Origin of the sequence: Paraburkholderia sediminicola (genome assembly GCF_046027355.1) — a bacterium.
GTDB classification, from domain to species: Bacteria; Pseudomonadota; Gammaproteobacteria; order Burkholderiales; family Burkholderiaceae; genus Paraburkholderia; species Paraburkholderia sediminicola_B.
In genome coordinates, this window is sequence record NZ_JAQQEK010000062.1 from 1 (window position 1) to 23,274 (window position 23,274).

The 23,274-nt window shown below is 59.3% G+C and carries 14 protein-coding genes; 7 read left to right on the plus strand and 7 right to left on the minus strand.

Features of this window, described 5'->3' with window-relative positions; all coding sequences use genetic code 11:
• Positions 1-533: 533 nt before the first annotated feature.
• On the minus strand, positions 534-4,139 hold the full coding sequence (locus tag PQR42_RS43975; protein ID WP_408495842.1) for a PLAT/LH2 domain-containing protein: 3,606 nt from the start codon (positions 4,137-4,139) through the stop codon (positions 534-536).
• Between the two features lie 293 nt (positions 4,140-4,432).
• Positions 4,433-7,246 carry a hypothetical protein gene (locus tag PQR42_RS43980; RefSeq protein ID WP_408495844.1) on the minus strand — a complete coding sequence of 938 codons (2,814 nt, stop codon included), beginning with the start codon at positions 7,244-7,246 and terminating at the stop codon, positions 4,433-4,435.
• A gap of 61 nt (positions 7,247-7,307) precedes the next feature.
• Here PQR42_RS43980 and PQR42_RS43985 point away from each other — a divergent pair, with 61 nt between their 5' ends.
• On the plus strand, positions 7,308-7,550 hold the full coding sequence (locus tag PQR42_RS43985) for a hypothetical protein (RefSeq protein WP_408495846.1): 243 nt from the start codon (positions 7,308-7,310) through the stop codon (positions 7,548-7,550).
• A gap of 1,224 nt (positions 7,551-8,774) precedes the next feature.
• On the opposite strand, the gene PQR42_RS43990 is transcribed toward PQR42_RS43985, so the two are convergent.
• Complete coding sequence (locus tag PQR42_RS43990; protein WP_408495848.1) at positions 8,775-9,941, minus strand: IS91 family transposase; 1,167 nt, start codon at positions 9,939-9,941, stop codon at positions 8,775-8,777.
• A gap of 21 nt (positions 9,942-9,962) precedes the next feature.
• The gene (locus PQR42_RS43995) at positions 9,963-10,838 is read right to left on the minus strand and encodes a tyrosine-type recombinase/integrase (RefSeq protein ID WP_408495850.1); all 876 of its coding nucleotides are present in this window, start codon (positions 10,836-10,838) and stop codon (positions 9,963-9,965) included.
• Positions 10,839-11,405: 567 nt separating this feature from the next.
• On the opposite strand from PQR42_RS43995, the gene ltrA reads away from it, so the two are divergent.
• A complete protein-coding gene (gene ltrA / locus PQR42_RS44000) occupies positions 11,406-12,743 on the plus strand; it encodes a group II intron reverse transcriptase/maturase (protein ID WP_408495852.1) in 1,338 nt (445 codons plus the stop codon).
• Between the two features lie 283 nt (positions 12,744-13,026).
• Here ltrA and nuoN read toward each other — a convergent pair whose 3' ends face one another.
• Complete coding sequence (nuoN, locus tag PQR42_RS44005; protein ID WP_408495854.1) at positions 13,027-14,496, minus strand: NADH-quinone oxidoreductase subunit NuoN; 1,470 nt, start codon at positions 14,494-14,496, stop codon at positions 13,027-13,029.
• A 564-nt stretch (positions 14,497-15,060) separates the two neighbouring features.
• Between nuoN and PQR42_RS44010 the strand changes: the two genes are divergently transcribed.
• The 3 genes from PQR42_RS44010 to gltS all read left to right on the plus strand — a co-directional run bounded on the left by PQR42_RS44010 (position 15,061) and on the right by gltS (position 18,376).
• Positions 15,061-15,810: a carbonic anhydrase family protein gene (locus PQR42_RS44010; protein WP_408495856.1), complete on the plus strand. Its 750-nt coding sequence runs from the start codon at positions 15,061-15,063 to the stop codon at positions 15,808-15,810.
• A 127-nt stretch (positions 15,811-15,937) separates the two neighbouring features.
• Positions 15,938-17,149: a Na+/H+ antiporter NhaA gene (nhaA, locus tag PQR42_RS44015; protein WP_408495868.1), complete on the plus strand. Its 1,212-nt coding sequence runs from the start codon at positions 15,938-15,940 to the stop codon at positions 17,147-17,149.
• A gap of 27 nt (positions 17,150-17,176) precedes the next feature.
• On the plus strand, positions 17,177-18,376 hold the full coding sequence (gltS, locus tag PQR42_RS44020) for a sodium/glutamate symporter (RefSeq protein WP_408495858.1): 1,200 nt from the start codon (positions 17,177-17,179) through the stop codon (positions 18,374-18,376).
• A gap of 162 nt (positions 18,377-18,538) precedes the next feature.
• Here the strand turns inward: gltS and PQR42_RS44025 are convergent, their stop codons facing one another.
• Positions 18,539-18,805, minus strand: a complete 267-nt coding sequence (locus PQR42_RS44025; protein ID WP_408495860.1) for a hypothetical protein — start codon at positions 18,803-18,805, stop codon at positions 18,539-18,541.
• Between the two features lie 1,883 nt (positions 18,806-20,688).
• Positions 20,689-21,411, minus strand: coding sequence for a ferredoxin reductase domain-containing protein (locus PQR42_RS44030; protein ID WP_408495862.1), 723 nt, complete (start codon positions 21,409-21,411; stop codon positions 20,689-20,691).
• A 515-nt stretch (positions 21,412-21,926) separates the two neighbouring features.
• Between PQR42_RS44030 and PQR42_RS44035 the strand changes: the two genes are divergently transcribed.
• Positions 21,927-22,166 carry a hypothetical protein gene (locus PQR42_RS44035; protein ID WP_408495864.1) on the plus strand — a complete coding sequence of 80 codons (240 nt, stop codon included), beginning with the start codon at positions 21,927-21,929 and terminating at the stop codon, positions 22,164-22,166.
• Positions 22,163-22,972, plus strand: coding sequence for a DUF6675 family protein (locus PQR42_RS44040; protein WP_408495866.1), 810 nt, complete (start codon positions 22,163-22,165; stop codon positions 22,970-22,972). The genes PQR42_RS44035 and PQR42_RS44040 overlap by 4 nt, the downstream gene beginning before the upstream one ends.
• Positions 22,973-23,274: the final 302 nt, after the last annotated feature.

Consider the following 23,274-nt stretch of genomic DNA (forward strand, 5'->3'; position numbering starts at 1 on the left):
ACCCTCGGCCATGAAGCGTCATTTGCCTGACCCCTTGCTCGGACGTCCAGATGACGGCTCCGCCCAGTAAACGGCCGTTCGCCCGGCCAGGTTGAACGTTGCTTCATCGGCCATACCGGCCATTCACGCTCTCTCGGGCGCGGCCTTTTCGCAATGACCGCTCCCTAGCGAAGGGACCAGGCACTCTCGCCCCTTTGTAGCAGCACAACCCAATCAAAATAAGCACAGAATCCGAAGGTCCGATGGCGATGTGGCGTCGTATGCCTCATTCACCGTCAATGAGCAACGGAGTCGAATTCAGTGTGAATGCCAGGATGCCCGTTGCCGCCGCGACAATATCAACCCACATGCCGGCATTTGACTGACCACGTCTGGCAATTAGAAGGTTTCAGTAGCAACGATTCACAATCCACTCTGGTGGCCAAACCGATTTTCGGCATGCGAGTCAAACCGACGTCGGCGAGAACGGCGTCGACAATTGAACCAGGGTGCCGCACAAGTCAACGCTTGGATTGGTTAAACGCTTATGGGCGTCACTCTAGGCGCTGATTGAAAGGTGCGGTGGTGTCGATCCACCGGTTGAACACAGCCAGCCTGGAGACACCGTACTTATAACTTTGGACGAGGATGCGTTCTAGATACCAGTCGGGGCCGGAGCCCTCATTGTCGCGCTGCACGGTGATGGACAGTAACTCGCCGAGATCGGGGGATTGGATGGTGACGAAGTTCCAGTCATCGCGGGCCATTCTTCCGTCGAGACTGGCATCAACGATCTTGCTCATCGTTCCGAGCGTTCCTTTGACGGTAAAGGTGATGTTGGCAGAGGTTCCTGCCAGATAGACGTCGCCTGTATGGACGGAAAGAACGTAGTTTGCGTTGGTGGGTGTGAACGGATTGTCTTTGCGCACAGCGTACCGGATGACGGTCTGGAACTCATCTTCTTCCGTGACCGCCTTTAGAACAGCGACGTCGTCGGTGATGATGCCGTCCACGCCTGTCCGGATGAACTCGCGCATCCGATCTTCCTCATTGTTGGTCCACTCGTAAATGAACTGGAACGAGTTTCGGCCTGCCCTAAGACCGCAGGCCAGCTCAATGGACGGGCGCAGGTTTGGGCTGGTGACCGGGTTCTGGAATTTGTTGCCATTGCCGTAACAGCGATTGCTTATGCCGGCCCCAACGAAGAGCGAGGCGACGGCGGTCGGGTCGTTGTCTTCGTCAATCATGCATCCTTCGCGAGGTCCGAGGATTCCTTTGATATCGTCGAAGATGGCGGCCTCGGAACGGCTGCTGACGGAGATGACGATGTTGAGATGGTTGTCGTAGGTCAGCCGCTTCCTAATCTCCGAAAGCAGGCTAGCGCCGTGCGCGCCGGTGGCAACTTTTGGTTTGCAATCGAAGACGACGAAGGCGAGTTCTGGCCATGCGTGAACAACGGCATGGAGATCGTCCAGATACTGCGCGAGCGTAGGCGCGTCCGAGTCTCCGCCTTTGTCGGTGTCAACGAGACCAGTTTCGCTGATGCACAGTGTGTTTTGTCGATGTTCGAACACGTTGACATCCGGCTCGATTGCATTGGCACCTGCATTAAGCGCGTCTAGCACATCCGGAATGGAGTTCGGGTTGTGACCGAAGATATAGAACGGTCGTGGAGCGGCATCGCAATTGCTCTCGCGGATCTCCGAGGCATCCAGCAGGCGCACAACATCGCTCGAGGGCGAAACATTCTCAATGGCACGAAAGTCATGGGTGAGGGAGTGACCTCCATGCTTGATGGTGTAGAACGACTGCCCCCACCCGACGCGCTCGCATTTGACGTAAGGATTTTCAAACCTGGGAAAATTGTCGTCGGAGAACTGCCGTCCGTGACTTCGTACTTGCTGTTCATCGTAGTGCAGTTCAAGTCGTCCTGCGCCGGGGACGTCGTAACTGCACTCAAAATCTTCAGCGGTCTTCGTGGCGCCGTAGATGGCGCCAGCGACGGCACCGACGACCGCACCCGGCACCCCGGCCACCTCCGCACCGAGAGCTGCGCCCGCTACCAAACCCCCGCCGGCGCCGGCAACTTCGCCGGCAGTGACGAGCGCCAGCCCCCCGATGTGAATACGGGCATGGCTGACGGCGTCCACGAACTCCGAGAAACTTCCGAAATCAGATTTGCTGCCGATCTGAAGGATGAAAACATTGCGTGCACCTTCAGCGATGAGCTCATTGTCGGTCCACGGTCCTGTCGTGGTCCAGTCGGGACGATGTGCGGAGAAAAGGCCGACGTAGCCATCGCCTACCTGCCCAAACGTCCACAAGCCATCTTCCGTGTTGGCATTGCTGGTCCGCTGGATGACGGTCCCCTTATCGAACGCGGCCTTCGGAAACCAGGCGTGTGTGCGGTGTCCAAAGAGAATCAGTTGGAGGTCGGTCGGCTTATACGCAATGATGGCAGCGTTTTTCATCTGCACGACGCGAGGTGTCGTCGAACTTCCTGTCCACCAGTTGGGACCATCGTGCTTGCCGCTGATTTTCAATAGATCGCCGGCAGCAGGGTAGGTCGTCCAGACGGCAGCATCGAGGCTTAGCGTCGCTTGGCAGGTTTGAACCTGAAAGGCTACCTGTCCGGCGTGAAAGTTTTGAACGCTCGAAAGCATAGCTGCAGGAGACCGATACGTATAGAGATTTGCACGGCTTAGCACAGCGCCTTCGGTGATGATCGACCCCAGCCCGGCCAGTGAGACCAGCAGCGTCGAATCGATCGAGGACGGGTTCGAAGCGTGAGCGGTGATGTGGAGATGCTCGATGTCTGTCCCTAGCGCTGCGATTTGGAGTAGTTGGGGAAAGACATCGGTGAACGGGCTCGTCTTCATCAAATGGAATTTAACGGCCATGTCGAGCGACGCCTTGATGACCTGCGGCGCGAAATATCCGTTGCGGCTCCACCAGAACCACACGTCCTCGTCAGTGTCGTATCCCACGCCATACTTCGGCGCTTCGTCCATGTTGATCGACACGCGCGAACGGTCGACGAAGGTTGCTTCGCGATCCTGTGCTACAGCGATGAGAACGTCAGGAACTTGATAGCCAGTGGAAGATACAAATGACCCCGCACAAGTGGATGACCGCTCCGTGATAACTCCGGCGCGTGCCCCAAAGAGCACCTCGATAAGGTCGCCCACAGACTGTTCATAGCCGCAGTTTTTGGATTCGAAGTAGCATCGGCCGGCACTGACGCCGAAGCTGCCGCGATGAGTGAAGCGGGCGAGATCGAAGATGAGCAGATCGATGACGATGCATGAACGTATTCGAATTTCGCGATCGAGGCAGAAGTCCGCCAAATTGAAGAGAGCCGTGAAATCTTCGTCGTAGTAACCGGGTGAATTCCACTCACTGAAACCAAACCTCATGCGGTCATTCAGCCAGCGCAGAAGTCGCGGCCGGGCGCGATCCATCCGCTGCGATCCGAGCAAGTCAGTCGATCTGGTTTTGTCGGGTCCCTCCTTGCGAAACGAGTTTCCGACCCGGAAGATGGTCTGCGGCCATAGCTGCCCGGCGAGATATTCGGCCGTCGCGAAGAGTACCTGGTGATTCTCCGACCAGAAAGTCATCTCAGTGCGATAGGTATCGTTCTCCGGGTCTTCCGGGGTAAAGTCCTTGTTGTTCGGCCTCGCAAACTTGATCTGGGTTGCACGATTGGCGCGCCACTTGCGCAGGAGACGGCCGTCGTCGTCGTCGGCGTAGAAGGGCTCGTCCATCCAATACTTGAATTCGAGCAGGTTGGTGCGCACAAGGGCTTCGGCATGCCCCGGGAAGTTAATATCGCGGCCCAAACGGCCGACGGTCCGCCAGGTATTATCGGCAGTCCGCAGATGCCGCGGAGTATCTCCATACAAATAGAGCAAACGCAACAGGTAGTTGGCGTGAAAGTCCGCGGTGTCCTGCTGCGTATATACCTCCTCGAGCGACTCCTGAAAGGTGGCCGGCACGACTGGCTGGTGCGGGTCGGGGCCTCTCCAGTAGACCGCTTGCAAAAAAGCGAACCTCGCCTGTGCGAGTGGGTCGTCCTTTGGCGGTGTCACCCAGCCAAACACCTCCTGCTGCCGCTCGGGTTCAGCGGCAACAACAGCGAGACGGGCGATGCGGATAAACATGGAGTCGATCGGCGCTACGGGGACAACGGGGCGTCGTGTGACGTCCTTGCACGCTTTGGGTTGGGGCGGGCTGAAGTGCAAAACGTCGCAGATGGAGGCGCGGTCTGGTTCGACAAACCGCGCCTTGTCGCTCGCCGCCCACCCGCTGTCCCAGCCTCGATGAGTCAGATACTGGGCTCGGAGAATGGTTTCGAGATAGCAGCGTTTGCGGCGCTCCAACTCTCGCTGAAGGTCGGACAACCCGGGGGTGGTCGGCCTGGAATACCCGTCTGTAGCTAACATCCATCCCTCTCTCAGGGGGTGAGCGGATCACCTGGAACGTCCTGTGCGTACGTAACGTGATTCCCGGCATCCACCATCTGCTTCCAGCGCGGAAGCGTGTTGTTAGTGCGCAATTTGACCAACGTGGTTGGGACGCGAATCTCCCACTCGAGCGGCGGATCACCGTAGGATACGGCAGTATCGGGACCACCATCTCGGCCCATCAACTCTGCAAAAAATGGGACGTAGAGCCCTGTAGTGACCGCAAGCATGTCTGCAGTGGAAGGGATGGTGCCATTGTTCATAAAAGCGGCGACGACAATCTCGTAGCCCTTGCGAACAGGCACGGTGACGCGCGCGGCACCCGCGCGGAGAAAGGCTGCAAACTCGCTGTCCTGGTCATCCAGTTGCATGCGGTCGCTCCAGTATTTCTTTCTTCCCCAGAAGTAAGGAAGATACTTGTAAAGCATCTGGTCCCACTCGAATGCCTGCTCAAAGAAACGAATGTAACGGCTGACGGGGTCGAAGTTCGGGAGGAAGAGTTGCGGGGTGACCGTCGGAAAGGGTGCGTATTCGATGGTATTGAGCACATCGAAATGCTGGTTGGAGAGAATGGTCACACATGATTTTTCCAGCTCGGCACGAATGAGGGTCTGTTTCTCTTCGGAGCTCTGGCCGGCGTACCTGATCTGTACATCCGCAGTGAGTTTGCGGAGCTGATCCTCGTACTCTGCCTGCCGGTCGCGTGAGGCCTGGAGAATGGTATCGTGCGTCCGAGCCTTCCACTGTGCGAAGCTCTGGTCGGTACGCTCGCATACGATCTCTATGTTGACGGTGAAGATGCCCGCGTTCCAGACAGAGATATTGACGGGGATCTGTCCGACCTGATGTCTGCCCAGATCTTTTGAATCATTGGGAGTCGCGGGCTGGCTGAAACCAAAGTACGCATCTCCGACGACGACGTCGACCGCCATGTTTGGTGCGCCTCCAAAGTAATCAAAGGAAACGTAAGCCTTGGCTGCCTGATAGCCGGCAGGGACATCAATAACGTCCTTCGCCCCGACCCCGTTGAAGAGCACGTCGCCGCTGTCGCCTTGCGGATTAGAGCCTTTGTCGCCGTAGGCTCTGGCGACGGTGACTGTTGGCTCAGGGGGCGGTTGGACATTGGTCGCGCCGTAGCCTGCTGCCCAGCGCTGGTAGAAGTAGTCACTCTTCGGGTCAGTCGACAGTTTGTCGGGCTGAAGATCAAAGAGCGTGGGTTCCTGCAAACGGGCAAGCGCGGGTTGCGAGGATTTTCGGGAATAAGCGAGAAATACGGCAGGCTCCGGAATCACAAAATCGTACAGGGCTCGCTTGCCGTAGGAGAAGACTTTGGCCTGGACGATTTTGTCGAGCCATTGATAGACGGCGATCTCCGGCGAAGACCCGGCTTTCGTGTTGTCGACGCCGCGCTCCACGGTTTCGTCGAACTCTGTAGTGGTCTGCTGAAATACATCCGTCTGGCGTGAAGCGGCGAGGTTGCTGACGGCGCGGCTTGTGATGTCCTGTGCATAGCCGGAGGCCGCTGCTGTAGACGAGGTCGCCGCTGTGGACAGGCTGGAGGAGTCGGCCGAGTCCACGAGGGGACCGTATGAGGAAGCGTTGGCACCGGCCGATGTGCTCTGGTTCGCTGTGCTCTGCACTTGCTGCTGCAGATTGAAGCGGTCCGACGTCTGTAGATCCCGTTCTGTCTGGCTGCCGGAGAAGATCGAGGTCAGGGTCGAGTTTTGACTGGTGTTCTTGCGTACGGTCTGACGCTTGAACAATTCACCTGCTGCAACGTTCTCGACGAAGGCGATTTCTCCGGATTCGTACCGCAGCGCGTGTTCCCTCACCACAAGAAGATCGGCGATTCCGGCCGGCATCACCGAGCCATGAGAATTGGGAGGGGCTGCGAGGAAAGTTGGAGGTTGCTCGAGGGATTCGAGCGGAGGAGCGGGTTCGTGGAACGGGTCGGGGGCGGGGGGGCCTAGGCCGACTACTTGCAACAATTGCTTAAGTTGTTCGGAAACGGAGATCAACGAGCTTTTGGTTAGATCGATCTGCAGGTCGGAGAGCGTCTTTTGCACCTGAGGTGTTAGTGCCTGGGCGCCGGCTACGGTCGGGATGCGTTCAGCTATTTGCGCGCCCGCAGATTTGAGTGAGCGTGTCTGGAGCGTAGCCACTTTATCCTTTGGCACTGTCCGCGCCTCCGCATTCGCCAATTGAGCGAGTTTGCGGTCCGGGACCGCCGGCATCTCCTGCGATGAGACTGGCGAGGGCGTGTTTGCGGTGATCATTGCGTTCACTGCGGCGATTGCATTGCGAAGGGCAGTAACCTGTTCGGATGTCTGGGAAGACTGGAACGATGGCGGGTCACCGGCCTGAGGTGCTTGGCCGACAAGCGGAGAGGGGACGGGAAATACACCGGGAGGAAGCACGACAATACGCGTCGTTGCATTGACGGCGGCGCCCGGCTGCCCGATGGAAGCGTCATTCGCCGCGACGCGTTCCAGTATGTCGATGGCGCGACTGAGATCGATCAGAGGCGTGGAGGTGTCGTTATCTTCGGAAGGTGCGACCTGCAGGGCGACGAGGCTCTCGTGGACGCGACGCTTGTCATCGAGAAAGCGCTTGTCGGCAATGACCTGTTTCAGATCCGGAAAAATGGCATGGGTCAGCTTAGAGATTGTTTCGGCGTCGGACCTCGACACGGCTGCATGCTGGACGGCATCCATGAGCTTGACGTATTGTCCTCCATAGACCAGCGAATCAGGCGTAGCGACGAACTGTTTTTGACCGACGTACCTCTTGGCAACTTCAATCATGTTGTCTCGTGGAGACGCACTTGCCCTCGCGGTCCTGAGATCGTCTATCAACGGACTCGGAATGGATTCATCTATTTGTATTGTGTTGCCCTTATTGGTTGCATCTGGGGCGCGCAAAACCATGAACCTGAAAAGGTCAGTCATGCTGATCTCCCTTCTGCTATCGAAGCAAATTTCTGTCACTTCAGGCTTGATGGATGCAGCGATCATCAGGTCGCTTGCATTCCGATATGCGGTGAATGCGTTCCTGCGACAGAGCGGCAACAGTCACCGCACTGAATGGACGAAAACAAAAAAAGAGTAGGTTTACTTGTACGATCCTGCAAGACGAATCATACGTCCGCTTCTATGTGGGCCTTGGGAAAGGAGTTTAGAGCGAATCGGCATGCAGATCGAAGATGTTATTGGCAGCCTACACGGTAACAGTCTTAGGGCTTTTCTCAATAGGAAATGCCGCGTGTCGTAATGGACGCGCTCACGAAACTGACAAGTCATCTGGGGCACTTGTTTATATACAATCCGAGAGGTTCGAGTAGGTGTATGTGATTGAGGCTCCGCGGGTGCGTGCGTTGTTGATTTTTCCGATGCAGAGACCAATAGGAGGAGCCGGGGATCCTGTTAACGAGATGCGACAACTCCGTCAGATGGCTGCGTCGGCCGCCAATGCAAAGGACGCTCGATTTGGCGCTGGCTTTCAGCGCTGCTGCGGGAGTGCGATCCAGGTCGCAAAGGAAAGCGCGGATCGCCACGGTTTGGGTCACCCGGAACAACCGGGCTTCGCCGACGAGATGCATGAACTCGATCGGGACCACCGATAGCGTGACCGTCAACTGCGCGGGCGACGAGCCAAGTTGAGTTCATGGCGGAGCGTCCGGCTCTGCCGACAGAATGAGAGTTCGCGAAAGCGAGTGGGCGGACGCCGTGGGGTCGAAAGTGCCGGTCGCCGTTGCTCGGAAGCAGACATTGCGAAATGGCCGTAGCCAGGAAGACGTGAACGGCGGGTACGGCCGATCAAGAATAGCGTCGAACGGTTCAATCACACGAGTGGCCGTTGTACCCCTCATAGTTGCCGTTAAGGCGGCGCGGGATCCAGCGGCCGAAGTGGGTCGTCTACGGAAGTTCGCCAGGCGAGTCGGGCGCGCTGCGCGTGGGCTTCCGATAGACTTCCGGGTTCGTTTAGGGTTGTTCGATGCCTGCCATCGTCCCAGGAATGTGAATGCGCGACCGCGCTTCGCTGGCAGGCGTCGAACGAGCCTCGATGGAGGAAACCGCGAAGTGCTCCGATGCGGTCGGAGTGCTGGATGCTATGGCGATTGATAGGCCGGGATGGCCAGCAATGTTGGTGGATGCGTGGTGCGGTGGGATTCTGGATGCGCGCTGACGCAATGATGAAGCGGTGTAGTGGCGCAATGGTGGCGGTGAAGCGGACATGCGAGGGACTGCGCGAGGCGACAGGCGCAGACGTCCGCTCGTAGGCCGCGTTGCCGCAAAGCCGACGGTCGGGTTGGAGGTGCAGGAAGCGTTACGCTCATGTCTCGCCTCGTCGCATGGGTGGTGCGCGAATGGGCGCCGTGCGTTCCAGTATCTCAATGACGATCATTGGCGCACCGCAGTGCCGGCAGACGAAGACCGGAGCGACGGCAATCTCCGGATCGGGCTGGATGGTGAGCTCGGGCATGACGTGCAGCAACCCACGCACCTTGGCGAGGTTGGCGCGACGCACGGGGTTGGCGAGCAGGCCGTAGTGGCGGATGCGATGGAAGCCGCCGGGCAGCACGTGCAGCAGAAAGCGGCGCATGAACTCGCCGGCTTCGAGCGTCATGGTCTTGTAGCGGGTGCGTCCCGTTGCACGGTAGTCCTTCCAGCGGAAGGTGACGCCGCGTTCATCGAATGCGACCAGGCGCTGGTTGGAGATCGCGACGCGGTGTGTATAGCGTGAGAGGTACTCGAGTACCGCTTGCGGTCCTGCAAAGGGACGCTTGGCGTAGACCACCCACTCGCAGGTGCGCAGCGGCGCAAGCCACCGCGCAAAGGCAGCCGCATTGGCAAGCCCCGTGTACTCGCCGAAGAACTGCAGCTGGCCGCGTCGATGTGCGTCTGCGAGTGCTTCGAGGAAGCGCCTGCGGAACAGGCGCGAGAGCACACGCACCGGCAGGAAGAAGCCGGGGCGGCAGGCGATCCACCGCTCGCCATCGGGCGACAGGCCACCGCCGGGAACGATACCGTGCACGTGTGGATGATGCGTGAGCGCTGAGCCCCAGGTGTGCAGCACCAGCGTGGCGCCGATCTGTGCGCCCAGGTGTCGCGGATCTGCGGCGATGTTACGCAGGGTTTCGGCGGCGATGTCGAACAGGAGCCCGTAGATGACCGCCTTGTTGTACCAGGCAATCGCACTGATTGGCGCGGGCAACGTGAAGACCACGTGGTAGTACTCCACGGGCAGCAGGTCAGCCTGGCGCGCCTCGAGCCAGCGGCGTGCGGCACTGGCCTGGCACTTCATGCAGTGCCGGTTGCGGCAGGAGTTGTACGCGACCTCAATGTGGTCGCAGCCGGAACAGCGCAGCACATGCCCGCCCAGCGCCGCGGTGCGGCACTGTTCGATGGCCGACATGACCTTCAGCTGCCCCAGGCTCAGGTGTGCCGTTGCCCGCCACGCTGGCCCGTGACTGCGGAAGATGTCCGCAACCTCCAGCATGAGGCGCTACAGCGCGCGGGCTTACTCGGAGGGCAGGCGGTCCAGCGGACTGGTGACCTCGTGCAGCAGGTCGGTCGCCACCTGGACGTAGAGCGCGGTGTTCTCCAGCTTCGCGTGCCCGAGCAGCACCTGGATCACGCGGATATCCACCTTCTGTTCAAGCAGGTGTGTCGCAAAACTGTGCCTCAAGGTATGCATGGATACGCGCTTGTCGATGTGTGCGGCCTCGGCAGCGGCGTGGATGGCGCGGTTGAGCTGCCGCGTGCTGAGCGGGTCGACGGGATCGAGCCCGGGGAACAGCCATCCGCCGTCGGGCATCCTGCCCTGGGCGCGGGCCACGTGCCACCAGACGCGCAGGCGCTCGAGCAGCACTGGCGAGAGCATCGCGTAACGGTCACGGCGACCCTTGCCCTGCTCGATGCGCAGCGTCATGCGCTGGCTGTCGATGTCGGCGACCTTCAGCGCCACCACTTCGCTTGCGCGCAGCCCTGCGCCGTAGGCGACCGATAGCGCGGTCTGGTGCTTGAGGTTGCCGGCTGCCTCGATGAGGCGGCGCACTTCATCGGGACTGAGCACGACGGGCAGTGTGCGGGGCACGCGCACCGGGTGCATCCTGACCATCAGGTCAGGCCGGTCAAGCGTAACCTCGAAGAAGAACTTCAGGCCGGTAATGGCGTGATTCAGGGACACGGGCGACGTGCCGTGATCGACGAGATGCAGCTGGTAGCGCCGCAGGTCCTCGACGGTGGCCGTGTCGGGTGAGCGCCCGAGAAACCGGGCAAATTCGCGCACGATGCGCAGATAGATGTCCTGCGTCTTCGGCGACAACTCGCGCATGCGCATGTCGTCGGTCATGCGCTGGCGCAGTGGACTGGCGTTTGCCTGTGGGGAGGTCATGATTCGGCTCCTGCTGGAGAACGAGGCGGGTTGCCTCATTCGCCAACATACGGAACCGCGCGGCGGACCTCCCATGAACCGCACGCGCTGGCCGGAGCCCTCTACCGCGCGAGCGGTTTCGTGTACGCCCGTGATGGCGTGCCATTTGCAGGGTGAAAGTCCCTGCCGGAGTTGGCCACAGCTCCGTAGCTGAAGGTAACTGCGTCGTCGCGAGGCGGGGTGGGGAGTAACCGGAAGCGAACTGTCGGTCCGTAGGTTAACGAACCTGTTTCGGCGGGGTATGGCGGCGAGCCTGCACGAAAGTGGCGAAGCCTGGAATTAACACAGCACGCTGTCGTGGCGGATAAAGCGGTGCGGTGGTGTACCACGTGATTGAGGACGGAACGATGGGATGGTGGCACGAAGCAAGCGGGGAGACTTGCCAGCGAGGTGAACGCTGGCAGGAGTCAGAGTCCCGATAGTACTGCACACGGCAGCGTTAAGTCGTGGAGACCTGCGTCAGAGCAAAAGGCGCACTAGGGAAGCGGGGCAGGAAAGTTGATAGCAAAAGACCGGAAGGAAGCAGAGATGAAGATCGAAGCATCGCCAGTGTCGGAAACGACTAGACGAGATGCAGACGCGCTGGGAAGCTGCGTGCAGCGGAAATTCGCGTCAGCTTCAATCTGGACGGACGCTATGTTGGCTGCTCTACAAAACGGAGTTAAAGGAGGCAAGTGGCATAGTCTGATTGACAAGGTGTTTCGCCTGGACACGCTCGCGCTGGGATGGGCTCAGGTCGAGAAGAACGCCGGGGCGGCGGGAGTGGACCGCATGAGCGTGAAGCGATTCGCGCAAGCGCAGGACCGATACCTCACTGAACTGGCGCATGCATTGCGGAACGGAAGCTATCGCCCGCAGCCGGTGCGACGCGTCTACATACCGAAAGGTAAAGGACGTCGTCCGCTCGGTATACCTGCTGTGAAGGACCGCGTTGTTCAGGCGGCCCTGAAGCTGGTGATCGAGCCGATCTTTGAGCATGAGTTCGAGCCGCGAAGCTACGGCTTCCGCCCGGGCCTGGGCTGCAAGGATGCGCTGCGCGAAGTAGACCAGCATGTGAAAGCGGGCTACTGCTGGGTGGTCGATGCCGACCTGCAAAGCTATTTTGACTCGATTCCACACCTACCCCTTCTTGCGAGAATGGCCGGACGAATTGCGGACGGCCGGGTTCTGGAACTCATCCAGTACTTTCTCAAGCAAGACATCATGGAAGACATGACGCGTTGGACGCCGACTTCCGGCAGTCCTCAAGGGGCGGTTGTCAGCCCCCTGTTGGCAAATCTGTACCTGCACGAGCTTGACGTGGAAATGCGCCAGGCAGGGCTGGTCATGGTGCGCTACGCGGATGACGCCGTGGTGTTATGCCGCACACGTGAGGAAGCGGAAGCTGCGCTCTCTCGCATGCGGGCCTGGGTGGATGCGAACGGCCTGACACTGCATCCGGACAAAACCCACGTTGGGGATTGCCGGCTGGAGGGTCATGGGTTCGAGTTTCTGGGCTACCGGTTCGAGGCGGGCCAACGTTGGGTGCGCAAGAAAAGCCTCACGGGACTGCGGGATAAAATCCGGGCCCAGACCAGGCGTAACCGGGGTGACTCGATCGCGGACATCATTGCCTCGATCAATCCACTCCTGCGTGGCTGGTTCAGCTATTTCCAGCATGCCCACCGTTACACCTTCTCGTCCATCGACGGCTTCGTCCGTCGCCGTCTGCGAGCGATCCTGCGCCGACAGCTTCATCGTCCCGCGCAGGGTCACTGCCTTCGAGATCACACGCGATGGCCGAATGCCTTCTTCGCTAATCTTGGGCTGTTCACGATGTCTGAGGCCCTTCGATTTGCGCGCCAATCCCGATGTGGTAACAACTGACTGGAGAGCCCGTCGCGGGAAAACTGCACACCGGGTTCGGAGGGAGGGGACGGCGATCGCCGTTTCCTACCCCTATTCTCCGGCCACCTACGGTCGTTCGTCCGTTCCTTTAATCGTTCTGTTGAACGTCGCCTTTGCCCCAGTTAGCTGACTGTCAAGCACCGACAAAACTCGTCAGCAGCCAAAGCCGCCGGGGGTACCGGGCGATTGGACGCCATCTTCTGGAACGCGCCGCGCGATCGAGGTCCGCGCATATCGAAGCTGAGTCAGCCTGCCACCGAATTCAGCGCGGCAGTGTATGCGAGATCGCTTGCAGGCAGATCGTCATCAGCGGACCCGGAACGATGCCGAGCACCAGCACGGCCACGCCGTTCAGCGCAAGCAGCGTGCGGTTGCCGACGCCGGCCGAGAGCGGCGTCGTGTCCTGCGGTGCGTCGAAGTACATCAGCTTGACGATGCGCAGATAGTAGAACGCGCCGACCAGCGACGTGATCACGGCCAGCACCGCGAGCCATGTGAGGCCAGCATTCATCGTCGCTTCGAGCACGGCGAGCTTCGCGTAGAAGCCGACCGTAGGCGGGATGCCGGCGAGCGAGAACATCATCACCATCATCACGAACGCGAACACCGGGCTACGTTGATTCAGGCCCTTGAAGTCCTCGAGCGTATCCGCTTCGAAATCGCGGCGCGCCAACAGCATGATCACGCCGAACGTGCCTGTCGTCGTAACGAGATACACGATGCTGTAGAACGTCGCCGAACCGTACGCGCTGGCCGCGCCTCCGGTCTTGCCGTCGACAACTCCCGCCAGCAGGCCCAGCAGCACGAACCCCATGTTCGCAATGGCCGAGTACGCGAGCATCCGCTTGACGTTAGGCTGGACGATGCCGGTAATGTTGCCGACGACCATCGACAGCGCCGCCAGAATCACGAGCATTCCCTGCCAGGCGACTGCGAGCGGCAGCAGACCCATCACGAGGAAGCGCAGGCCCCACGCGAACGCCGCGACCTTCGGACCGCCGCCGACGAAGAGCGTCATCGCGGTCGGTGCGCCCTGATAGACGTCCGGCACCCACATATGGAACGGCACGGCGCCCATCTTGAATGCAACGCCTGCGACGATGAAAATCACGCCAAACAGCAGCACGGCATCGTTGACGCGTCCCAAAGCAACCGCCTTCAGTACCTCGTTCAGTTCGAGTGAGCCCGTCGCGCCGTAGAGCATCGAGATGCCGTACAGTAGGAAACCCGTAGCCAGTGCGCCAAGCACGTAGTACTTCATCGCCGCTTCGCTCGCTTGCGCGACGTCGCGGCGCAACGCGATCATTGCGTACAGCGACAGCGACATCAGCTCGAGACCGAGGTACAGCATCAGGAAGTGGTTGCCCGAGATCATGATCATCTGCCCGAGCAGCGAGAACATGCTGAGCAGGAACACGTCGTCGCGGAACAGGTTGCGATCTTCGAGATATCTACGCGAATAGACGAGCGCGACGGCGAAGCCAAGCGACACGGCCGCCTTCATCACGCTGGCGAATGAATCGATCACGATCATCCGCGAGAAGAAATAGTATTGATGCGAGTCGAATGATTGGATCGCGAACCCCACGCACGCCGCGGCCGACGACAGGAGCGCGATGAGGTAAGTAAGACGCCGGTTCGTTGCCTCGGAGCAGAAGTCTCCCACCCGGGAGGCGATCGCGATCGCGAGCACTACCAGCGCGTCGGGCAACAGCACATGTGCGGCTTGCATGATCTTTATGGCTCTTGTGAGATTCGGTGAGTTAAGCCCCATGCGATGGGTGGCTGTGGGTCCGCAGCCTGTCGGGACGGGCAAAAATGCGAGCAGACATTGCATCCCGCCGGGCCGATCGAGATTGACAGATAGCGGTGCGAACAACCTCAACATGGAACGGTCCTGCGACCGAACTGGTTGCGATCACTATGACGAGCGCCACGAGCGCGCCAACAATACCTAACATCACAGTGTCGCAATAGCTTTCGCGATGTGTCAGGCCATCCACCGCGAGCAGCGTAACGACCGCGCTGAAAGCGTCGAATATGCTTTGATGATACACAGCCATCGCCGTCAGGTATCGGTGATTTTCGCTGCACGCGACGAGCGGTGGCACGCCTCCATATATAGGACCAAAGTCCAATAGCGTGTGAGTTTCACCAAAAATATCATGTGTTTTGGGTTGCTCCAGAATCAGTCGCGGCACAGCCGAATACCGGGCGACATCGCGCGGACCGCGCGTTGTGTTGTTTAACCTCACGTCGCAACAATGATCGCGGGCAATTGTCTATGGAGAGTGACATGCACGTAAGAGCTGTTTGTTGTCCGGGCGACGCCTCCAACGTCGGAAGACGTGCCGTACTTAAGACTGCGCTGAGCGTCGCAGCCGCTGGGCTGGCGGGAAGCATGGGAGGCGTTGAATCGGCTTATGCGGAGGCGCTATCGAAGTCTGAACGAGATAAGTTGACACCAGACCAGATTATCGAGAACTTCAAGCAAGGAAACAGACGTTTCCGTTCGGGGAAGATGTTGGCTCACGATTATCTGGCCCAGAAGAGGGCTACTGCCGGCGGGCAATATCCGGCGGCTGTGATCTTGAGTTGCATCGACTCCCGGGCTCCGGCCGAAATCCTCCTCGACACTAGAATTGGCGATACTTTTAACGCCCGTATCGCGGGCAATATCGCTAATGATGACCTCCTTGGAAGCCTGGAGTTTGCTTGTGCGGCGGCCGGGGCTAAAGTTGTAATAGTTATGGGACACACCGGATGCGGGGCCATCAAGGGCGCCATCGATCATGTTGAACTGGGAAACCTGACCGGTCTCCTGGCCAAGATCAGACCGGCTGTGGATGAAACGCAGTACGCCGGTGAGAGAAGCAGTAAAAATTATGAATTTGTCGATGCGGTGGCGCAAACCAATGTTCGACGCACGATCGACGCAATACGGAATGGCAGTAGCGTGCTGGCCCCGATGGAGAAGGAAGGAAAAGTAAAAATTGTTGGAGCGATGTACCACTTAGATGGTGGGATTGTCGAATTTCTGGTCTGAATAATGAAGGTGGCGCCCGCGCTTGTCCTGAGTAGGCGCCAACCGGGACCGTCTCATGCCACTAAAGCCGGCCGGGAAACTCAGATACCTTCATGAGTTGATGCGCTGACAACGGGCGGGCGTCGTGATCGACAGTGCGTTTCGCAAGACGACCGATGGAATCTCCACGTTCCTCAAACTGGAATCGGCGGGCGGAATGCTGCTCATGGCAGCCGCAGTTCTCGCGTTGATCTGCAGCAACTCACCGCTTCGACACGCCTACGACGATCTGCTGAAGATCCCCGTGGAGGTGCGATTTGGATCGCTAATCATCGCGAAGCCGCTGCTACTGTGGGTCAACGATGGATTGATGGCCGTTTTCTTTCTCCTGGTCGGACTGGAGGTCAAACGCGAGGTCATTGAAGGAGAGCTTTCCACTCCCGCACAGATCGTGCTGCCGGTAGCGGCCGGGGTTGGCGGAATGGTAATGCCTGCACTCATCTATTTCCTTATCAACCGCGGACATGGCGCGGCCTTGAATGGCTGGGCCATTCCCACGGCCACGGACATTGCATTTGCGCTCGGCATTCTTTCGCTGCTCGGCAAGCGGGTGCCGGTGTCGCTGAAAATATTCCTCACCGCAGTGGCGATCGCCGACGATCTGGGCGCGATCGTTATCATCGCGCTGTTTTACACAGCCGATCTTTCCATCCCGATGCTACTTTTCGCGGCCGTGGCAATCACAGTGTTGATTGCCTTGAACCTGTTCAAAATCACACGAATTGCACCTTACGTTATTGTCGGCGTGATTTTGTGGGTATGCGTGCTGAAGTCCGGCGTCCACGCCACGCTCGCGGGCGTTGCGCTCGCTTTCGCCGTGCCGTTGAGGACGAAGAACGCGCAAGGCGACGCTCCGCTTCATCAGCTGGAACATGGACTGCACCGCTGGGTGGCCTTCGCCGTTTTGCCGATCTTTGCTTTTGCCAATGCCGGCGTCTCGTTCGCTGGCGTGACATTCACGGCGCTGGCCGAGCCGCTGCCGCTTGGCATCGCCGCAGGTCTGTTCGTCGGAAAGCTCGTCGGCGTTTGCGGGGCGAGTGCCGCGCTGGTTGGGCTCGGTCTGGCTAGGCTACCCGAGGGCGCTAACTGGCCTCAGTTGGTTGGCATCGCTGCACTGTGTGGTGTCGGCTTCACCATGAGTCTGTTCATCGGCTCCCTTGCTTTCGAAGGACCCGAATATTTCACACCTGTCCGGCTCGGTGTGATCGTGGGCTCGATGCTATCGGGCGTGATGGGCTATCTGCTTCTCCGGTTCGTGCGGGGTCATTCTGGAACAACCTCAACGAACGGGATTAGCTAGCCATTCATTTAAGTACAGAAGACCATCATGAGCCTCGACACGTTGGAAACGCTGATGGCGGCTTCCCTCGTTCTTCTGCTCGGGCGGCAGATCCTTGCCCGCGTGCGCATACTGCGAACTTACAGCATCCCCGAGCCGGTCGTCGGCGGCCTGCTTGTAGCGCTGCTGGCCTTCGCGTTACGCGGGGTCTTGCGAATCGACGTACGTTTCGACACGGCGCTACAGGCGCCGCTGATGCTGACTTTCTTCGCCACCATCGGTCTTAACGCAGATCTGGCGGGGCTGAAAGCGGGCGGGCGCTCGCTGATTGTCTTTCTCGGTGCCGTGGTCGGCCTGCTCGTGATGCAGGACGCGCTCGGCATCGGCCTCGCCTGGGCGTTGGGGCAGGAGCGCATTCTCGGCCTGCTCGGGGCGTCGGTGACCCTCTCAGGCGGCCATGGCACCGGCGCAGCGTGGGCCAAGGTGTTTGCCGAGCGTCACGGCCTCGCAGCGGCAACGGAGATTGCGATTGCCTGTGCTACGTTCGGCTTGATACTTGGGGGATTGATCGGCGGCCCGGTCGCGCGTTTCCTGATCACGCGCTATAGCCTTGCCCCCGAAGAAGAATCCGATGTGGACGCCGCGACCGGTTTCGAGCAACCCAAAGCTGTCCGGCTGATCACGGTCGACGCTGTCATCGAAACAGTGGCGCTGATAGCGGTTTGCCTCGCTGTCGGGTCGGCGCTTGCATCGTGGTTGAACGGCACGGCTTTCGAGCTACCCGCGTTCGTGTGTGTATTGTTCGTGGGCGTCGTTCTGCGCAACGGACTTGCCGCGCTCGGTTGGTATCAGGTCTTCGAACGCGCAGTGTCGCTGCTCGGCAATGTCAGCCTCGGCCTCTTTCTCGCAATCGCACTGATGAGTCTTCGTTTAGGGGACCTCGCCTCCCTCGCACTGCCGCTTCTCGCAATCCTGGTGGTGCAGGCGGTAGCGATGGCCGCCTACGCGATTTTCGTCACCTTTCGGGTCATGGGGCGCAACTATGACGCGGCGGTGCTAGCCGCCGGACACTGCGGTTTCGGCCTCGGGGCCACGCCGACCGCGATCGCCAACATGCAGGCCATTACGGATCGGTTCGGTCCATCCCATCTTGCCTTTCTGGTCGTGCCGATGGTGGGCGCGTTTTTTATCGACATTGCGAACGCGATCGTCATCAAACTGTTTCTGCTGCTGCCCATTTACGGGTAAGCGTGAACCCGTTGGTCGCCACGCAAATCCCCGCTATGGGCGCAAACAGATTGGTGACCGGTATGCGAACTCGCATCGAAAGGGAGAGATTGGTCCGGTGGGCCGCAAGATCACCGGAAAGGCTCGTAATCCCTCGCAATGAATCAATCCCGGAGAGTCCGCTCAGCGTACACACGACACGTAGCCAACCTGCGAATCGTGGAAAATGCTTACTCGACCATTGCTTAGATTGACCACCTTGTGGACGCCATTGCCAGCGAAGGTGTGTGACCAATACATGCTTGCGCCTCCCCAGCCATAAAGGCCACCTGGATAGCGCGAATCGTTTCCTTGCGCGACGATCGCGTATCTGTTCGCCGTAGCCGTACCGTTATCAGCGTTCGTGTAGGCGAAGAGCGCTTTCAACTCTTCGATGGTGGGCAGTCGCATGTGCCGCTTCGTGCAATGGTACAGCGCGCCGTGGTAGTCGTATTGGACGATTCGGGCTCCACTGAACGTGTCTGGGGCGCTTCTTTTCGCGCGTGCGATTTTCTTCTCCCAGGCATAGGGGGTAGTTACAGGGCGGCTAAAGCAGGTCCTATCGTGAGAGAAGACGGTCGTGCCCTCGCCTGTCATTGGATATATCCCTTTGGCCATGCAGATTTCTTCAGTGGGTACCGATACGTCCGCCGGTGCTGCGGCGTATGAAAGGCCCGCTCTTGTAACCGATACTGTAGTTAACAAAACGCGAAGCAGCACAAATCTCAGATGCCACTTTCCGCTAGTGAAAGTCATGGGAGTCCGATAGTTGTATTCATGATTAATCAAATGGACCCGATTGGGTTGCGTCGTAAACCCGCTCAGGCCCGGCAGCGTCGGCGGCAACCCAGATGAATCCGGGACACTGGCCTCCTTACAGGTCAAGCTAGTCCCGGAACTGGACGAAGTAAACGTCTTTTTTGCTGAGGGAAATGGTTGATCACTCCTTTAACAAGGCTGCCAGGTACGACGCACCGACGCGCGGCAATACCACGACGTTCACGATGAAGTTCACACACACGACGGGCACAAGACCCGTTCACCGGCTCAAGTGTGAAACCGTGTCCTGGGGTTCAAGGGCAAACCCAAATTGACAAGAGTTCGGAATCGGCAAAACTAGGAGGGTACGGATTTTTTGTCTGCGTAAGCGGCCAGTCACGCCGATTTGTAAGAGAGCTGGGTGGGGCCGCGCGGGTAAGCTGCTGGGCCGCCCATTAATCCCGGATGCAGATGGCCATCCCGTATGTCACGACGCCGAGGCGGCTTCGTCAACAGCTCCCGCTCGCACTGGCATACGCCTCTGCGCCTCAGCAATGGCGTTAGTCCGTGCATCCTACGGAATGGTCGAGGAGCTGACTGTTCGATGAATCACGCCTTTTACCTACTTGCCGTCGCTTTCAGACCCACGGTTCCGGTGAACGACGAGGCAAATCATGCTGCCCGCGGGAAAACCGCATTTCTTCGCGCGCCGATGGGATGAGGCGAAAGAGACCGGAATTGACTAGGGCATCGAGGGCAAAGTACACACTGGCATTCAAGATCCATGGTTTCGCTGACGTTCGATCTGAATCTACGCGTGGAGATGTCCGGCGCCGTAGTTGAGGCTACGTACTTTGGGGTGCTAAATCAGGTCGTCGTAACACGTTCGCGCAACGTAGTTTCAATCAGAGAGGGGCCTCGATGAACGCCCGCCGATTCCGACCAGTATTCGGACAGCCCAAGCGGTACGTCATTTGCGTGCCGCTGGAAAATCGCTGCCCTCATGTTGTGCGCGATATTGAATGCATGCGGCACGCACCGAGGAGGTTTCGCGGCGTAGCGAAGTACTGAGGAAAACCATGCGGCAGTACGAGGTCGGTGATATTGGGCGCATCAATATCGATCAGGCGCGCGTGGCTCTGCTCGAAAGCCGACGTCTTTGGTGAGGGAGCAGGTCGGCCTGCTCCCGGGGCAGGTTGCGTTGTTCCGGGCGATGGGAGGGGGATGGCAAAGGACCGGCGCAGGTTCTGGGGTGGCTCGTTTGTAGTAACGAGAGGTGCACTTCACGTTCGTCTCGAAGGCTAAGATACAGGTCCTCCAAGCTGATTTCCCAAATGTCCGCTCCACGCCTGTGAGCTGACGGCTGTGAGTTGGAAGGTCGAATGTCTCGTCCGGGTCGCCACCGGTCAGATGCGCATGACGTCAACCCACGGCTCTAGAACCGTCCAAGCGGCTCGCGAGTATTCCACAGCCCCAGATAGGCGTGAGCGGGCGGGACCGACGAGCGATTGTGCATCAGTTGCGGAAAGCGCGCCTCAGTTACCGTGCCGTCGCACTGCCGCTGACCATGCCTTTTGGTCGCCAAGGGCGATTTTATGGACGTTCGCTGCATACACCCATTCGCGGGCTTGGCGCTGAATGAGATCCATGAAAGCAGGGGGGCCGCTGCAGTAAATCTGTGTGTTGGCATGAGTTGGACTCATTGCGTGGGAACTCTTCTGCGCGAATAGATCATCGGACAGGCCGAAATGGTGATAAACCTCACCGTGACTTCGAAGCGCGTCAAATTCTTCTCGAAGAACTGCGCGGTCGGCCGATCGGGCGAAGTTGTGCACCTCGAACCTTTGCCCCGCCCATGCAAGCCGCTTCGCGATTCCCGCGATCGATGCTGTGCCTATTCCGCCAGAAAAAAGGATAGATCGCGCATGATCGTCCAAAATTGTCGGCGGGCTTTTTGGGGTGCCGACGACAAACACTTCGTCTCGTTCATTCAACGGAAACCTGGTTAGCAGACTATCCGTTCTGCCGTCACACTCTTGTCTCATGCCTACCACGTAACCATCGGACAGGGACGAAACATCGAGCAAAGGATAAATTCTTTGCTTGTCGCCAGCGCTATTCAGACAGAGCGTGACGCACGACCCATTGTTAAACGGCGGAAGCGCCGATTTGGACGTTGTTCGAAGTTCAACGGCATGGTACCCGTTAGCAATTTGCCATTTCCGGCCCACGATGACGGGAATCAGGTTGTCGCGCATGTCTTCTCCAATAGGACTTGCTTCACAGATGGAACTCTAGCTGATACCGCGTAAGGGATGGAGAGGGGAGCCGGGTTGTAGCGGATCCGCAGTGATGCTCGGGCGTCGAAACCCGCGTGGTTAAAGGCGTTGAGCGATTAGTGCAAGGATGGTATTTCCAGAACGTACTTTCTGGTTATCGATGACATCACGTTGACGATACTTGGCATAGCATAGTAAATGCACTTGGGAACGGTATGTCCATCAAGGGTGACAAGGCAAGGCTGCTTGCTTTAACACCGATCCATGCACGATCGGTAATGCACACGATAAGAAACTTCAACTTTATCTTGTGGGCGGGAGAAGGCACTATAGGTTCCCGTCCGCTTTACAAGGCCTGTCGACCCGCAACGAGGCGTCACGTTCGACCACTGCAGACGGGCGAACGAGGAATCGTTTTCGCCGTCGTCAATAGATGAAGACAGCTGTATCCTTGGCAAGGCTGCCCACGCATCGCGCACGCCAGAGCGGATTTTATGCACAAGCTCACGACTCAGCTCTGCCGCGAGAACCAAGCGGTGGTTATCGAGGACCTGAACGTCAAAGGGATGCCGGCGAACGAACGACTTGCCCCGGCGATCTCTGATGTAGGCTTTGGGATCTTTCGCCCCTTGATGCGCCGCTACGTCGCGCTGAGGTATTTCAACATCGGAGCCGCATCGATTTACGTCGTCAAGTTCCTGACCGAGCCGCTGCTGGGAGGCAAGCCCAGATGAACGTTGCGCGTCCTCGCGGTTCGTATTGCCTGAAGGCAGCCGCCCGCTGCGCGCCACTGGCGGCTGCCGCCGGCTTCGCCGTGGCAACCCCGTTGCCAACGCCGCCGTGCGGGACACCGCCGGTGCCGGCCTACGCGTCGCTGGGCGCGCAACCCGCGATGGCGATCCTGCGCGCTGAGGAGCTCGATGCGGGCGAGTGGCGGCCGTCCTCGTGCACCGGATGGCCTGCCGCGTCCCGCTCCCGGGTTGTCGTCGCGCTGGCAGGGCTGGTCCGCGTCGACGGCGGTCCCGAGACGCTGTTGGCACGTGCCGGGGCGGTTTCCACCCTGAGCACCGTGCGCTACTGGTCCACGACCGACAAGAAGTGGCGTCCCTTGTTCCTGGATGCCGCAGCGCTGGCCGGACCCGCCGAGGGCGGGGAACGGCGGGGTGATTTCCGCCCGTCGGAACTGCAAGCCGGACGAACCTTGTACTTCTGGGTGCGCGACAGCCGCTCCGGCCCCCTGGTGTACCGGATGCGGGTGCTGGAGCACAGCCCGCAGCGGATGGCGCTGGCCGAGGAAAATGTGTCGCCGGTCCGTGCCTTCGGACTGACACTGTTTCAGCCTGCTGCGCTGCAGACGGTGGTGTTCGCACAGCGCCAGACGAACGACGTATGGGGGCTGTATATTCTCGCGCGCATCGACCGGCAAGCCAGCAGTTCCATTGCGAGCGGGCACGATGCCTCTACGGCGAACCGGGCGCTGGCACTGTTCCGGTACATGGCCGGCGTCCCGACCGACGCGGAACCACCGGCCGTGCGATGACTTGGGCCGTGACGCAACAGGCCCCTCTCGTCGATGCATCAAACGCCTGCTGCGACGCTCTCGCGCGCTTTCCTGCAGTACGCGGCCGCGGGCGCGGTGTACGGTCTCACATTTCCCGGTGTTGTTCGTCTGGGTCGAAAACTGTCGGTAGCTAACAATAATCCACCCTTGTGCGAACTCATTTTCTCCCACCCATTTCCTGATCAGGGGCTACGGAATTCCCACGTCCGACTACGAGCAGTTCGCGCTAACGGGGCGTATCGGCCGCTGTTCTCTATGTGCGGCAGCACCCGGCCGAGGGC